Source organism: Echinicola strongylocentroti, from assembly GCF_003260975.1.
In the GTDB taxonomy this organism is placed as follows: Bacteria; Bacteroidota; Bacteroidia; order Cytophagales; family Cyclobacteriaceae; genus Echinicola; species Echinicola strongylocentroti.
Window position 1 is genome coordinate 4,623,521 of record NZ_CP030041.1, and the last position, 15,653, is coordinate 4,639,173.

12 protein-coding genes are annotated in these 15,653 nt (G+C 46.8%); 8 read left to right on the plus strand and 4 right to left on the minus strand.

Translation table 11 applies throughout. The features are described from left to right. Positions 1–29 precede the first annotated feature (29 nt). Together ahcY and DN752_RS18140 are read left to right on the plus strand one after the other, a co-directional pair. Positions 30–1,346 (plus strand): adenosylhomocysteinase, encoded by a 1,317-nt coding sequence (gene ahcY, locus DN752_RS18135; protein WP_112785273.1) that lies wholly within the window; start codon positions 30–32, stop codon positions 1,344–1,346. A gap of 436 nt (positions 1,347–1,782) precedes the next feature. Further along, complete coding sequence (locus DN752_RS18140) at positions 1,783–2,655, plus strand: SDR family oxidoreductase (RefSeq protein WP_112785274.1); 873 nt, start codon at positions 1,783–1,785, stop codon at positions 2,653–2,655. Between the two features lie 252 nt (positions 2,656–2,907). On the opposite strand, the gene DN752_RS18145 is transcribed toward DN752_RS18140, so the two are convergent. The 3 genes from DN752_RS18145 to DN752_RS18150 all read right to left on the minus strand — a co-directional run bounded on the left by DN752_RS18145 (position 2,908) and on the right by DN752_RS18150 (position 3,715). Then, entirely contained in the window at positions 2,908–3,276 is a 369-nt protein-coding gene (locus tag DN752_RS18145) for a hypothetical protein (RefSeq protein ID WP_112785275.1), read from the minus strand. Continuing rightward, positions 3,243–3,437 (minus strand): hypothetical protein, encoded by a 195-nt coding sequence (locus DN752_RS24575; protein ID WP_162633263.1) that lies wholly within the window; start codon positions 3,435–3,437, stop codon positions 3,243–3,245. Before DN752_RS24575 ends, DN752_RS18145 begins: the two co-directional genes overlap by 34 nt. Positions 3,438–3,526: 89 nt before the next feature. Next, positions 3,527–3,715, minus strand: coding sequence for a CPXCG motif-containing cysteine-rich protein (locus DN752_RS18150; RefSeq protein ID WP_112785276.1), 189 nt, complete (start codon positions 3,713–3,715; stop codon positions 3,527–3,529). A 193-nt stretch (positions 3,716–3,908) separates the two neighbouring features. Here DN752_RS18150 and DN752_RS18155 point away from each other — a divergent pair, with 193 nt between their 5' ends. From DN752_RS18155 to DN752_RS18180, 6 genes are all read left to right on the plus strand, one after another. Continuing rightward, positions 3,909–4,295 (plus strand): HYC_CC_PP family protein, encoded by a 387-nt coding sequence (locus tag DN752_RS18155; RefSeq protein WP_112785277.1) that lies wholly within the window; start codon positions 3,909–3,911, stop codon positions 4,293–4,295. Positions 4,296–4,411: 116 nt separating this feature from the next. Beyond that, positions 4,412–8,197: an efflux RND transporter permease subunit gene (locus DN752_RS18160; protein WP_112785278.1), complete on the plus strand. Its 3,786-nt coding sequence runs from the start codon at positions 4,412–4,414 to the stop codon at positions 8,195–8,197. A gap of 5 nt (positions 8,198–8,202) precedes the next feature. After that, complete coding sequence (locus tag DN752_RS18165) at positions 8,203–9,531, plus strand: TolC family protein (protein ID WP_112785279.1); 1,329 nt, start codon at positions 8,203–8,205, stop codon at positions 9,529–9,531. Then, positions 9,528–11,231: an efflux RND transporter periplasmic adaptor subunit gene (locus tag DN752_RS18170; protein WP_112785280.1), complete on the plus strand. Its 1,704-nt coding sequence runs from the start codon at positions 9,528–9,530 to the stop codon at positions 11,229–11,231. The genes DN752_RS18165 and DN752_RS18170 overlap by 4 nt, the downstream gene beginning before the upstream one ends. 63 nt (positions 11,232–11,294) lie before the next feature. Beyond that, complete coding sequence (locus tag DN752_RS18175; protein ID WP_112785281.1) at positions 11,295–11,834, plus strand: DUF3347 domain-containing protein; 540 nt, start codon at positions 11,295–11,297, stop codon at positions 11,832–11,834. 297 nt (positions 11,835–12,131) lie between these two features. Beyond that, positions 12,132–14,132: a copper-translocating P-type ATPase gene (locus DN752_RS18180; RefSeq protein ID WP_112785282.1), complete on the plus strand. Its 2,001-nt coding sequence runs from the start codon at positions 12,132–12,134 to the stop codon at positions 14,130–14,132. Here DN752_RS18180 and DN752_RS18185 read toward each other — a convergent pair whose 3' ends face one another. Then, positions 14,133–15,428, minus strand: coding sequence for an acetyl-CoA hydrolase/transferase family protein (locus DN752_RS18185; protein WP_112785283.1), 1,296 nt, complete (start codon positions 15,426–15,428; stop codon positions 14,133–14,135). It lies immediately after the preceding gene. Between the last annotated feature and the right edge of the window lie 225 nt (positions 15,429–15,653).

Sequence of the window (15,653 nt, forward strand, 5' to 3'; positions counted from 1 at the left end):
CTGAAAATTTTGATAAAAATCATAACTACATGTCAGAAACTAAATCAAAGTACGTCAAGTATAAAGTAAAAGATATTTCTTTGGCCGATTGGGGGCGCAAGGAAATCAGATTGGCTGAAGCAGAGATGCCAGGTTTGATGGCATTGAGAGCCGAGTATGGAGCATCCAAGCCGCTGCAAGGTGCCAGAATAGCAGGTTGTCTCCACATGACCATCCAGACTGCCGTGTTGATCGAGACATTGGTGGAGCTTGGGGCTGAGGTGACTTGGTCTTCTTGTAATATCTTTTCCACGCAGGACCATGCTGCCGCAGCCATTGCTGCTGCTGGCATTCCGGTTTATGCATGGAAAGGAATGAATGAAGAAGAGTTTGACTGGTGTATTGAGCAGACCTTGTTTTTTGGTGAAGATAAGGAGCCTTTGAACATGATCCTGGATGATGGTGGAGATTTGACCAATATGGTATTGGACAGATTCCCTGAGTTGGTCAAGGATATCAAAGGTGTTTCGGAAGAAACCACCACTGGTGTGCATAGGCTTTACGAACGGATGAAAAATGGTACCCTTCCTATGCCGGCCATCAACGTCAACGATTCGGTGACCAAGTCAAAATTTGACAATAAATATGGCTGTAAGGAGTCATTGGTAGATGCCATCAGAAGAGCTACTGATGTGATGCTTGCAGGAAAAGTAGCAGTGGTAGCCGGATATGGGGATGTAGGAAAAGGTTCTGCAGCTTCCTTAAGAGGTGCTGGCGCTAGGGTGATCGTGACCGAAATCGATCCTATCTGTGCCCTTCAGGCGTCCATGGATGGTTTTGAAGTCAAGAAAATGATCAACGCTGCTGCTGAAGCAGATATCGTGGTGACCGCTACCGGTAATAAGGACATTATCACTGGCGAGCATTTCAAAGTGATGAAGGACAAAGCCATCGTTTGTAACATCGGACACTTCGATAACGAAATCGATGTGGCTTGGCTAAACGAAAACTTCGGTGACACCAAAGACGAAATCAAACCCCAGGTGGACATCTATAATGTCAATGGCAATGATATCATCCTATTGGCAGAAGGAAGATTGGTGAACTTGGGCTGTGCCACTGGGCACCCATCATTCGTCATGTCCAACTCATTTACCAATCAGACATTGGCACAAATGGAGCTTTGGGGGAATACCGATCAGTACGAAAACAAAGTGTATGTGCTTCCTAAGCACCTTGATGAAAAGGTAGCCGCATTGCACCTAGGCAAACTAAGTGTGGAGCTGGATGAGCTTACCGAAGACCAAGCCAACTACATTGGTGTGGAAGTAGCTGGTCCATTCAAGCCTGATTATTACAGGTATTAAGCTGACAAATACATATAATGTTTAAAAAAGAAGGCCACTTTCGAGTGGCCTTTTTTAACCCGGATTATGCATTAGGAATCGTAGTGAGAGCTGAAATTGCAAGAAAATCAGTTAGTTTGGAGGCATTAGCGTAGCACCGCTACGGTTATGCCGAAAACTAAAGTGAAACGGCTGATTTTGAAGCAGTTTAAGGTCGCAACAGATAGGCTAATGCATATTCCGGGTTTAATGTAGTACCGATTCTTTTTCTTGGGGTAAGATTGTTGGGACCCTCCGGTAGCGGCCGGGGTAGATATCCTGAGGATGGAGCCACAGAAACGTTTGGTAATAACTTGGGAGAGGTAACCCCAAGTTTGAGGGAGCAATTGATCAGAATGAACCTACAATTTTTTATATTGAGCCTATCACTGCTAATCACTGCTAAAATATAAACGCTATGTCATATCTAAACGGAATGCTCAAACCGGATGCCCTGGAAGGAAAAAATATCCTGATCACCGGTGGCGGGACAGGGTTGGGAAGGTCCATGGGGAAATACTTCCTAGAGCTTGGTGCCAACTTGATCATTACCAGCAGAAAGCTGGATGTCCTCCAGGAAGCAGCCAAGGAACTGGAATCAGAAGTCGGAAGAGGAAAGGTCATTCCGTTGGCCTGTGATATAAGAGCGGTGGAGCAGGTGGAGGCCATGTTTGAAAGCGCCGTGGAGCAGCTGGGGCATATCGATGTGGTAGTAAACAATGCCGCTGGAAACTTTATCAGTCCTACCGAGCGGCTTTCAGCCAATGCCTTCCATACGGTCATCGACATCGTGCTCAAGGGTTCGGTAAATGTAACCATGACAGCGGGTAAGCATTGGATCGACAGGAAGCAACCCGGGACTTTTTTGAACATCGTGACCACCTATGCTTGGACAGGCTCTGGATACGTGGTGCCCAGTGCCACGGCCAAAGCTGGTGTACTTGCGATGACCCGTTCGCTGGCGGTGGAATGGGCCAAATACGACCTCCGCTTCAATGCGATCGCTCCCGGGCCGTTTCCTACAGAGGGAGCCTGGAGTCGTTTGCTGCCGGGGGAGTTGGCTGAGAAATTTGATCCTGCCAAAAGAATTCCGCTGAAAAGGGTCGGAGAGCACCAGGAGCTAGCCAATTTGGCGGCTTATTTGGTGTCCGATTTTTCTGCATATGTGAATGGAGAGGTGATCACCATTGATGGTGGTGAGTGGTTAAACGGCGCAGGACAGTTCAGCCATCTGGATCAGATACCAGAAAAGTTATGGGACCAAATGGAGGCCATGCGTAAAAAGAAGTAATAGATAGGCTAATGCATATTCCATCTAACTTCGGAAGGCTTTTGTACAGCGGAATTTGATATGGCCAGAGGGAGGTGTTGAATTTGTCTTTTAGCCTGAGTGGGGGCAATGTTTTTTGGACACATTCCGCAAGGACTTGCCTCGGGTAAATTGATTACCGAATTTTCCCTATTGTGCCCTATGTGTTTATTGTGGTTATCAAATAAGTAGACTACTTTACTCTTTTTCGATGTCTTGGAATCCGGGTTGAATTTACTCGGAAGATTTACTGGCTACAAACTCCTTGGAGCTGTCAAAGTGAAGACCCAACGTATAATCCCAAGTGGGAAGGTAGTTGTGAATGGTTTTGGGATCTAATCCTGACGTTTCGATAAAATACCATTTTCCACTGGCATCATCAGATACCGCAATCAAAATAACTTGACTGATGATCTCTCCTTTTGGAACGTGGATTTTAGATGTTACAGGAACCAAAGCATGTATTTCCCCAGAGGTATGGGTGACCTTTAACGGTTTGCCGACCTCGAAACTCGTCATTTTCATCCCTCTCATCTTTAGAAGGTCATAAGCATCCGTCAAAGCCTTTTTTAGCCCTTCCTTTCCTCCGGATTTTTTGAGCACCAGGGGTAGGTGTATTCAATAAGCGTTTCATAATCCTCCTCCATATTCGCCTGTGCAAACTCCTCAGCGGCTTTTTGAATCCCGACAGGGGGACTTTGTTGGGCTAATAAAGAAGCCGAGAAATAAAGAAAAACAATGGAAAGGGTTAATAATCTGATCATAAGAGTTTTAGCTTAGGTAAAACAAATGTATAACCAGAAAACCTAAAATGCAAAATTGTTAAAAGTAAGTTGTTTTTAGTTGTGAATTTTTATTGTTCTACAGGGTTTGCTAAAAAATAGGTAATTATATCACCCTCCGCTTCAAAATGTACGTCAATAGGCCTACAACATACTTCGCAATCTTCTATGTACTGTTGTGGACTTACACTCAGGTCCAAAACCATCGAAATAGGAGCAAGACAATGGGGGCAACTAAAATGATGTTCTTTGGTCAGCATAGAAGGTGGATAATTTTGTTTGAAGCGGATCAGGTCGCCATACCTGTGCGCCGTGGTCTTGATAGGCTAATGCATGTTTGGGGTAAAGCACAATTGTGATTTGGTATCACTTTATATGTTTAAAATTTACAAAAATTATATAACTTTATAGCAATAAGGTTATTTATCTTTGTGGTGAGCTTATAAAGCAATTATGCGAAAACTTGTCCAAATAGTGCTGTTGATAATTTATTTCTGCTTCAATGCGGGGATGAGTTATTCCATGCATTATTGTGGAGAAGAGCTGGCAAGGATCAATTTTTTTGCAGAAGAAAAAAACTGCTGCCCGGATGGGGATGAAATGCCTGGTTGTTGTGACGATGTCCCGAAAACAGAGCTCCAGAATTCAGATCAAAGCCTGGCCAAATTGGTGGATATGCATTTTTACAATGCCTCCTTATTGCCATTACCTGACTTGATGTCAGAGATTTTGGTGTGTTTGGCCCAGCAAACTGAAAAATATCCCACCATCCGCCTCCAGAGTGAAGCGCCACCGTCGCTGGTTCCCATACATATCAAGCACCAAACTTTTTTGATTTAGTCATTTTTACTGGCCGTTTTATGGCCCAGCCGGAAAGGTAATGCGTGTCCATTGCCTGTTCTGTGATACGCTTCCTATTTTATCCTAATTATCTTTTAGCATTTAAGTTTTAAGCTATGCTCAATGCTGTTATTAAATTCTTCTTGGAGAATAAGCTGGTTACTGTGCTCTTGCTGGTCGTTTTGGTGGCTTGGGGATTGGTTGTAGTCCCTTTTCAGTGGAATACATCCTTCCTTCCCAGTGACCCAGTGCCAGTGGATGCCATTCCGGATCTGGGAGAAAACCAACAAATCGTATTTACCGAGTGGATGGGGCAATCACCACAAGACATCGAAGACCAGGTCACTTATCCATTGACGACATCACTACTTGGTTTGCCCGGCGTGAAATCCATCCGGTCTACCTCCATGTTTGGGCTGTCGAGTATCTATATCATCTTTGATGACGATATCGAATATTACTGGAGCCGCTCCAGGATATTGGAAAAGTTGAATTCCTTATCATCCAATTTGTTGCCAAGCGGTGTGCAGCCAAAGCTTGGGCCTGATGCGACAGCTTTGGGGCAGGTGTATTGGTACACGCTGGAAGGGCGGGACCAAGAAGGCAAACCTGCTGGAGGATGGGACCTGCATGAACTAAGGTCCATTCAGGATTATTATGTGCGCTACGGATTGGCCGGTGTGGAAGGTGTGGCCGAGGTGGCTTCTGTGGGCGGTATGGAAAAGGAATACCAGGTCGACTTGGACCCTGAGGCCATGAAAGTCAACGGGGTCTCGATGATGGAAGTGCGGGAGGCACTCCAATCGACCAATCAAGCCATTGGAGCCAACACCCTTGAAATCAACCAAGTCGAATATTATGTGCGGGCACTTGGCTTTGTAGAAAACGTTCAGGAGATAGAAGAGACGGTGGTAAAAGCCCCCGATAACGTGCCCCTCCGTATCAAAGATATTGCAAAGGTAAGCATCGGTCCTGCAGATCGGGCGATGAAGGGAATCCTGGACAAGAGTGGTGCAGAGGCTGTAGGAGGAGTAGTGGTCGCCAGATATGGCGATAATCCGATGGAGGTCATCAAGAATGTCAAAGCTAAAATTGAGGCCATTAGTGCAGGGTTGCCTGAGAAAGAACTAGCGGACGGCCGTATCTCGAAAGTAACCATCGTACCTTTTTATGATAGGTCTAACCTTATTCTGGAGACATTGGCCACGCTAAATGATGCCATTTTCCTGCAGATTTTGATGACCATAGTGGTGGTCATGGTGATGGTGTATAATCTACGCGCTTCGCTGTTGATTTCGGCCATTTTGCCCTTGGCGGTACTCACCTGTTTTATTTTTATGAAATACACTGGTGTTGATGCCAATATTGTAGCTCTTTCTGGAATTGCCATTGCCATAGGGACCATGGTGGATCTTGGGATCATCCTCAATGAAAATATCCTTCGGCACATGGATGAGGCACAGGGTGACCGACCCCTGATGATCACTGTTTATAATGCGACCAAGGAAGTGGCGACAGCTATTTTGACAGCAGTCACCACCACGATCGTAAGCTTTTTACCGGTATTTACCTTACAAGCAGCCGAAGGAAAGCTTTTTGGACCGCTGGCGTATACCAAAACCTTTGCCTTGATTTCAGCCTTGCTGTTCACCCTTTTGGTCATGCCGGCATTTGCCCATTGGATATTCGGTATTCAGGGAAAAGGTCATTTCTGGAAAAAATGGGGCAACATGGCTTTGGTGGTTTTGGGTGTTTTAGGCCTGTTCTGGTTGCCGCTGGCGGGAATGGTTTTGATGGGTATCGGTATCAATAACCTTTTGTTGTTTTATAAATCCAATACCTATAAAAAATACCATACCCCGGTATTGATAGCGATCGCGGTACTAGCCGTGTCGTGGTTGCTCGCTACTGCTTGGGCACCATTGGGAGCGAGTGTGGCCCGCTTTACGAATTTTCTTTTTGTTCTACTTGTAGTGGGGATTATTCTGGGGATATTCAGCTTGTTTATCTGGTATTACGATCGCCTCTTGGACTGGTGCTTGGCCCATAAAGGCAAGTTCCTGCTATTACCTGCACTGATGATTTTTATTGGGCTCAATAGTTGGATAGGTTTTGCAGGATTATTTGGATGGGTGGCTGATGGATTTGACCGGGTTGGGTGGAATATCCGGACTACAGCGGTATACAGCAGTTTGGTGCATACATTCCCCGGTATGGGGGAAGAATTTATGCCTGCGCTAGATGAAGGGTCGTTTTTGCTGATGCCGACATCCATGCCTTATTCTGGTGTGGAAGCCAATAAAAAAATCCTACAGCAGTTGGACATGCTAGTGACCAGCATTCCAGAAGTCTCCTCTGTAGTGGGGAAAGCGGGCAGGGCTGAGACGCCGTTGGATCCCGCTCCCATGTCCATGTTTGAGAATGTGATCCTTTACAAACCGGAATTTAAGGTTGATGAAAATGGCCGAAAACGTAGGTTTGCTGTGAATGAGCAAGGTGAATTCCTGAAGGATGAGAAGGGGCAATTGATCCCTGATGATCGTGGGGAATATTACAGACAATGGAGGGACCATATCAAAAGTCCCGATGACATCTGGAGCGAAATAGCCAAGGCGACCAATCTTCCGGGCGTCACATCAGCACCTAAGTTACAGCCCATCGAAACCCGCTTGCTGATGCTTCAGACCGGAATGCGGGCACCCATTGGCTTAAAAGTGTACGGGCCTGACTTGGAGACGATCGCTGACTTCAGTGTCCAGCTCGAAAAATACCTCAAGGAAGTGCCGGGTGTCAAGCCAGCAGCGGTCTTCGCAGACCGCTCTTTGGGCAAGCCTTATCTGGAGATCGATCTGGATAGGCAGGCCATAGCTCGGTATGGCCTGCAGGTGAAAGATGTGCAGGAAACCATTTCGGCAGCATTGGGAGGTGAGAAATTGACTACCACGGTGGAAGGAAGGGAGCGCTATGCGATCCGCGCCAGGTATGCACGGGATTTTAGGCAAAGCCCAGAAGCGATCGAAAGCTTGCTGGTCAATGCTTCTTCGGGCGCTCAGGTTCCATTGGGGGAAATGGCCAGCATCCAATACAGGCAAGGGCCAATGATGGTTCGTAGTGAAGATTCATTTTTGGTGGGGTATGTATTATTGGATAAGCAACCGAATGTAGCAGAGGTTACTGTGGTGGAAAATGCCCAAGATTACCTTCAGGGAAAGATTGATAATGGAGAATTGAAAGTGCCTGGCGGGGTGAGCTATCAGTTTTCAGGATCCTATGAAAATCAAGTCAGGGCTGAAGAAAGGCTGTCTATCGTGATTCCGCTGTGCCTGATGGTGATCTTTTTGATCCTTTATTTTCAGTTTAGGTCGGTGCCGGTTACGCTGTTTATATTTTCGGCCATTTCCATGGCTTTTGCAGGGGCTTTTATCATGCTTTGGTTATATGCACAGCCGTGGTTTATGGATGTGGAGGTGATGGGCAATTCCATGCGGTCGCTCTTCCAAATGAAAACCTATAATTTGAGTGTGGCAGTTTGGGTAGGGTTCATTGCCCTATTCGGGATTGCCACGGATGATGGCGTGGTGATGGCCACTTACCTGCAGCAGCGATTTGCGGCCAACCGTACCAAAACGGTGCAGGAAGTCAGGCATGCGGTAAAAGAAGCAGGTATGAGAAGGATAAGGCCTTGCCTGATGACTTCCGCGACCACCTTGCTGGCCCTCCTGCCAGTGCTGACCTCTAGCGGCAAAGGTTCGGACATCATGATTCCGATGGCCATTCCTTCTTTTGGTGGTATGGCGGTGGCTTTGGTTTCGCTGTTCATTGTTCCAGTTTTATACAGCTGGTGGGAGGAGAGAAAGTTGGTGCCAAATAGTACAATTCAGCAGGATAATCCGGTAAAATAATTCATATGAAAAGGGTAAAGAAAAAAGGTTTCGATAGTAGTAACGTAAGGAAGCTACCTCTTGTGATAGTGGTGTCAGCCATGATAGGCTTGTCATCCTTGGCTCATGGTCAAAGTTTAACGGACTATTTACAGATAGCAGCGGAAAACCATCCAGGCCTCCAGGCAGCATATAGCCGATATACGGCTAGTTTGGAGCGAATTCCCCAAGTGGGGAGTTTGCCGGATCCTGAATTGAGTTTTGGTATTTACTTAAAGGACATGGCTACGCTGATGGGTGACCAAAAGCTCAATGCCTCCTTGATGCAGCGGTTTCCTTGGTTTGGCACGCTCCAAGCTGGAAAGGATGAGGCCAGTTTAATGGCCAAAGCCAATTTTCAGGAATTTGAAGCGGAAAAACATGCGTTGTTTTATGAAGTAAAAACAGGCTATTATCAACTCTATTTACTTCACCATCACGAGATGGTCGCCAATAAGAACCTCAAGCTGCTGCAGCGAATGGAGGAATTGGCGCTGAACAAGTTTAAAGGAGGTACTCCGGGCAAGGCTGGGAAAATGACCGATGTGCTCCGCATACAAAGTGAGCTAAAAGCGTTGGAAGCGCGTATTGCGGAGCTGGAGGACGCTCATGCGGTGGCCCAGGTACAGTTTAACCTATTGCTGAACAGACCTAAAGATGCGCCGATCCATATGGACGCATCTTTTTGGAAACAGGAGTTATTGCTGGATAAGGAGGTGGTGTTGGACAGTATTTTGGCGGCAAACCCCCAAGTAAAGAAACTGGAATGGGAAGGGCAGGCCTACCAGAAAAAGGGAGAAGCGGCTAAGCTAAAGGGGCTTCCCAGTTTTGGGTTGGGGCTAAACTACATGATCAACAGCCCTCGTCAGCCAGCAGGAGCCATAGACAGTCCCGTGGGATATACTCCCGGAGGAATGGGCCACAATATGATCATGCCGATGGTTTCGGTTTCGGTGCCGATTTTTCGTGGAAAATATAAAAGTGCACAGCGAGAGTCGGCCTATTACCGGGAAGCTTCAGCATTGGCAAAGGAAAATCTGGGCAATGCGCTGAGATCTTCTTGGGAAGAACAATATCGGCTGATCCGGGAAGCAAAAAGGAATGTAAAGCTATATGAAGATCAAGTGGTTTTGCTACAAAAAACATTGGATCTGATGATTGCAGATTATAGCAGTGCCACGGGGAGCTTTGAGGAGCTGCTCTCTGTACAGCGACAACTGTTGGATTTTGAAATGAAGACAGCAGAGGAAACGTATAAGAAGCTCCAGGCTTTTGCACAACTAGAATCATTAATGGCCAAAGGAATATCACTATGAAATTTATGAGAGTAAGAAAACAACTTATATTTATTGTCCTTGGTGCCTTTGTGTCAGGTGGGATTATTGGCTGGGCATTGACATCAAATGAGCCTAAGGCCGAAGGGTCCATTGAGCATGATCATAGCGGTGAATCCATTTATACCTGTTCTATGCATCCCCAGATCAAGCAGGAGGAACCAGGGAGCTGCCCTATTTGTGGTATGGATTTAGTGCCGCTTTCTACCCTATCGGACAGCGATAGTGCCGATCCCTATGTGATGACCATGAGTCCTGAAGCGGTGGCCTTGGCCAATATTGCGACTTCTACCTTGAAGACAGGAGGAGCGGCAGGAGGTGGGTTGTCACTCAGTGGAGCCATAGAAGCAGATGAACGGAAGGTAACGACTGTTTCTGCCAATTTTGGTGGTCGAGTGGATGCGTTGTTCGTGGCTTTTACAGGCCAGGAAGTGAAGCAAGGCCAGCGATTGGCCCGTATTTACTCCCCAGATCTGATCACTGCCCATCGAGAGCTGGTGGAAGCCAAAAAGGCAAAGGAAATCAGTCCCAAGCTCTATGAGGCCGCTAAGCAAAAGCTGAAACAGTGGCAATTGACGGATGCCCAAATCAGCAAAATGGAACAAGAGGTAGATTATCAGCCGCATTTTGACATTTATGCCACGACTGCTGGGGTGGTGACCGAAAGGAAAGTAGCGTCTGGGGATTATGTGAGCCGTGGGCAGGTGCTTTTTGAAATTACCAACTTGAGCAAAGTGTGGGTCATGCTGGATGCTTATGAGCACAATGTAAGCCAGGTCGATACCGGAGATGAAATCAGGTTCACGGTAAATGCACTTCCGAGTGAAGAATTTACCGCCAAAGTAACCTTTGTCGATCCGGTCATTTCGCAGGACAGCAGAAGCGCAAAGGTAAGGGCAGAGGTGCGCAATGTGACAGGAAAGCTCAAACCTGGTATGTTTGTCACGGCGACCGTGAAAGCAGACCGGGAGGAAAAGACGGGGATGTTTGTGCCGAGGTCATCGATCCTGTGGACTGGAAAACGCTCCGTCGTCTATCGGCAGGTCGGGGATGAGGAGAAGCCTGCTTTTGAAATGGTGGAGGTAGTACTTGGCTCGACTGTTGGGGATATGCAAGAGGTGCTGTCAGGACTTTCAGAGGGAGATCGTGTGGTGAGCAATGGGGTGTTTGCAGTGGACGGGGCGGCACAGCTGAGCGGAAAATACAGCATGATGTCGCATCCTGAGCAACAACAGGTGGAAGTTTCTTCACATTTTGGAGGTGTTATAGACGAGGTAGTGGCCGCTTACTTGGAGATCAAAAACCAACTCGTAGAAGATCAATCAGCAAAAGGCCCAGCAGGTGATCTGTTTCGGCAGTTAAAAGCAGCAAAAACAGCTCTTCAAGGCTCGGCTTTGGAAACTTGGGAAGAAAGCAGGCGTTCTTTGATGGATGTATCCTCTGCGATCAACCAAACTGCCGATATCCAAGAACAACGTGATTTGTTCATGCGGCTTTCCAATGACATGATCAACCTGCTGGATGTTTTTGGGGCGCCGGGAAAATTACTCTATAAAGATTATTGCCCCATGGCCCAAAGTGATCAGGGAGCTTATTGGCTCAGTGAATTTAAGGAAATCAAAAACCCCTATTTCGGAGCCTCCATGCTTTCCTGTGGAGAAGTCAAAAGAAAATATGAATAGACAATAGAGGTTCTATTGTCACATTAAGCATTATTAATTAAACAACTTATAAATATTACCATTATGAAAAAGTTCAAAGTAGTAGGTTCATTACTGGTGCTGACCATGATTTTGGCAGCCAGCTGCAATTCAAAAAAGCAAGAAGAAACCCATCAGCATGGCATGGAAGCTTCAGAACAAACGCCAGCGACCACCGAGAGTGGAAAGGCATTGGCCTTTAAGGAAGAGAAAAGTGATAAGGTCTTCCATCATTATCTTACCGTAAAAAATGCGTTGGTAGAAGGAGATGCCGCTGCTGCTAGCGAAGGTGCCAAGAAGTTATTGGCCGTAGATGGATTCCAAGGGCAGGAAGCGGCCAAGAAGATAGAAGCAGCTTCTGATATTGCCGTTCAGCGAGACGCTTTTGTGGCCTTAAGCGCATCAGTAGAGCAGTTGGTCGCTTCACAAGTGTCCTCGGGAGCTGTGTATAAACAGTATTGCCCTATGGCCTTTGAAGGAAAAGGAGGGTATTGGCTGTCCGATCAGGAAGCGATCAGGAACCCCTACTATGGGGATAAAATGCTGACCTGCGGTCGCGTGGACAAAGTAATGGGAGAGCTTTAAGCTCCCAGGCGAATCGCTTTTAACCCCATGAAGTTATTTAATTCTGGCAAAAAGAGTCAGGCCGAGCGGAGTCGAGGTCCAACGTCTAGCCTTCGACTCCGCTCAGGCTGACATCACTTTACTAATAGTTTAAAAGCGATTTCCCTGTTTAAGCTCCCTTTTTTTCTTAAACACGGTTTATGCATCGTGGCACCGCTACGGTTACAGTAAAAACTAAAGCGAAGCGACTGATTTTATAGCAATTTCAGGTCGCAAGAGATAGGCTAATGCATATTCCGGATTAAACATCAACTGACCATGGAACATCAAGACCATAATTCTCATAAACAAGAGGAACATCATGATCATGGAGGCCATCACGGGCATATGCTCCAGGATTTTAAAAGGAGGTTCTGGGTATCGATGATTCTAACCGTGCCTGTGCTGCTTCTTTCGAAGATGATACAGGAGTGGGTTGGAATGGAGATTTCATTCTCTGGTGATAAATATGTGCTTTTTGGCTTGGCTTCAGCGATATATTTTTATGGAGGATGGCCATTTTTAAAAGGGCTAAAGGAAGAAGTTCAGCAAAGGAAGCCCGCCATGATGACCTTGATTGCTTTGGCGATTACGGTGGCTTATGGTTATAGCACCGCTGTTACTTTCGGTTTAGAGGGTAAGGGCTTTTTTTGGGAGTTGGCCACCTTGATCGACTTGATGCTGCTGGGGCACTGGATAGAAATGAAGTCCGTGATGAACGCCTCGGGCGCACTGGACGAGTTGGCCAGGCTGATGCCTTCCACGGCGCATAAACTTGGCGAAGGGGGAGAAACAAAAGAAGTGAAGATAGCTGACCTGAAAGCCGGAGACCGTGTGCTGATCAAGCCAGGAGAGAAGATCCCGGCAGACGGGAAGGTGGTAGATGGCAGTAGCTATGTCAATGAAGCCATGCTCACAGGGGAGTCCAAGCCTGTCAAAAAGGAAAAGAATGATGAGGTAGTGGGCGGAGCTGTCAATGAGCAAGGCTCTTTACAAATCGAGGTAAAAAAAGTAGGAGAAGAAGCTTATTTGTCGCGGGTGATTGACATGGTAAAGGGCGCACAGGAAACCAAGTCAAAAACCCAAAATCTGGCAGATAAAGCAGCAGGATGGTTGTTTTATATATCTCTTGGAGCAGGAGTGATCACGTTGGTGGTTTGGTTGGTGTTGGGCAAGGAGTTTGATTTTGCACTGGAGCGGATGGTGACCGTGATGATCATCGCCTGCCCACATGCGCTTGGATTGGCCATGCCGTTGGTGACCGCTATTTCCACTTCGTTAGCTGCCAAAAACGGCTTGTTGATCCGTAATAGGACGGCTTTTGAGCGGGCCAGAAAAGTGACCATGGTGATCTTTGATAAGACAGGGACATTGACTGCGGGGGATTTCGGGGTGAAGACCTATAAGAGTCTCTTGGAGGAGTTTACTGATGAGGATGTCCTCAAGCTCACGGCGGCTGTGGAGCAGAAGTCTGAGCACCCCATTGCCACTGGTATCATGAAAAAAGCGAAGGAGGAAGAACTGGATTTCTCTGAGGCCAATGATTACGAAAATATTACCGGTGAAGGAGTCAAGGCTTCTGTGGATGGGCGACAGGTGATGGTCGTGAGTCCGGGGTACCTAAAAAAACACAAGCTGGAAGTTTCCTCGGAAATCAAAGAGGAGGGCGTAGAAACCTTGGTGTTCTTGTTGGTAGACGACAGTGTGGCGGGCTACTTAAAATTAGCGGATGAAGTCCGGGATTCCTCCCAAACAGCCGTGTCCGCCTTACAAAAAGCAAGTATCAAGGTCCTCATGGCCACTGGTGACAATGAAGCGGCAGCCAAAGCCGTCAGTGGTGAACTGGGGCTGGATGGCTATCATGCAGAGGTGCTGCCAGAGGATAAGCAAGCTATCATCAAGGCTGCCCAAGAAAAAGGAGAAGTCGTCGTGATGACCGGTGATGGTGTGAATGACGCTCCGGCACTGGCACAGGCAGACATAGGCGTGGCCATAGGCTCGGGAACCGATGTGGCGGCTGAGACAGCTGATATTGTTTTGGTAAACAGTGACCCGACAGACCTTTCCGCTATGATCGCCTTTGGCAAGGCCACCTATCAGAAGATGATCCAAAACCTATTTTGGGCCACTGCCTATAATGCCATCGCCCTCCCGCTGGCCACAGGTTTTATACCCAAGCTGATGGTCAGCCCGGCATTAGGAGCTGTCCTTATGAGTCTGAGCACCATAGTGGTGGCGATCAATGCCCAATTGCTGAAGAAGAAGTTTAAGCAGGACTGATCACGAAGTGGGATGGTTTACTGACCCAAAGCGCTCAATGATCGATTTTTCGATTACTTCCCGGTGTTCAGGAGCAGCGATATCCATCAGGGCTACGGCTCTCTGGCGAAGGTTTTTGCCATACAGGTAAGCCACGCCATATTCGGTCACTACATAGTGCATGTGCGCTCTGGTGGTGACCACTCCTGCGCCTTCACGAAGGAAGGGGACGATTTTGGAGGCTCCTTTTTTGGTGGTGGCAGAAAGTGCCATGATCGGTTTTCCGCCCACAGAAAGTGCCGCTCCGCGCATAAAATCCATTTGGCCACCTACACCGGAATAGTGATAGGTGCCGATCGAGTCAGCGCATACTTGGCCGGTAAGGTCCATTTCCAGACAGGAGTTGATGGAAATCACCTTGGGGTTTCTTCTGATTACTGCCGTATCATTGACATAGGCAGTTTCATGAAAAGAAAGGATAGGGTTGTCATTGATCCTGTCATATAGGGCTCTGTTGCCTACGGCAAACGAAGTGACTACTTTTCCGGGATGCTTGTCTTTGTATTTATTGGTGAGCGCGCCACTGTCCATCAGTCCCATGATGCCATTGGAAAACATCTCGGTATGGACACCTAGGTCTTTGTGGTGGTGCAGTGCATCTAAAACAGCATCAGGGATAGCTCCTATTCCCATCTGCAGGGTAGAGCCATCTTCAATGAGTTCGGCAATATGATTGCCTATTTTCAGTTCGTTTTCTCCAATCTTACTGGAATAGTCCACTTCAGGTAGCGGGTCATTGGATTCCACTACATGATCAAATTTGCTCAAATGGATCATGCCATCGCCGTGGGTTCTGGGCATATGAGGGTTGATCTGGGCAATGGTTATTTTTGCTGTTTCTACCGCAGGTTTGGCTACATCTACAGATGTGCCCAAGGTGCAATATCCATGAATATCAGGAGGAGATACATTGACAATGGCCACGTCGATGGGGAGGATATTCCGCCTGAACAGAATGCCTATCTCGCTTAGAAAAATAGGAACGTAGCCGCCATGACTGGAATTGACAGCATTCCGTACATTGGCCGAGACAAAGAGCGAGTTAATATAGAAGCTCTTTTGATAAGGTTCTTCGGTCAATGGCATCTCTCCTAAGGTGGTGATGGAGACGATTTCCACGTTTTTTAGTTCTTGATGGCGTTGGGCAAGTGCATTGAGTAATGTGGATGGTGTGGCAGCACTTCCATGGACAAACACCCTGTCGTTGCTTTTGACTACTTTTACGGCTTCTTCTGCAGTGGAAAATGAAACATTCATATATGTTGGGATTTTGCTAAAAATGGATTTCTATTAAAGTTACTAATTGACTTGTCTTTTACCCAAGATTAATATAATAATATGTTTGTTTTTTTGATTTTTATCATGTGAAAAGATGATGTTAAACATATTTTAATGTATATACATCAATTTTACTATTGTTGAAAACAACTTATACGTCTAAAGCCATTTTCATAGTGCGATCTACTTTTAGGGTGGTGGTTT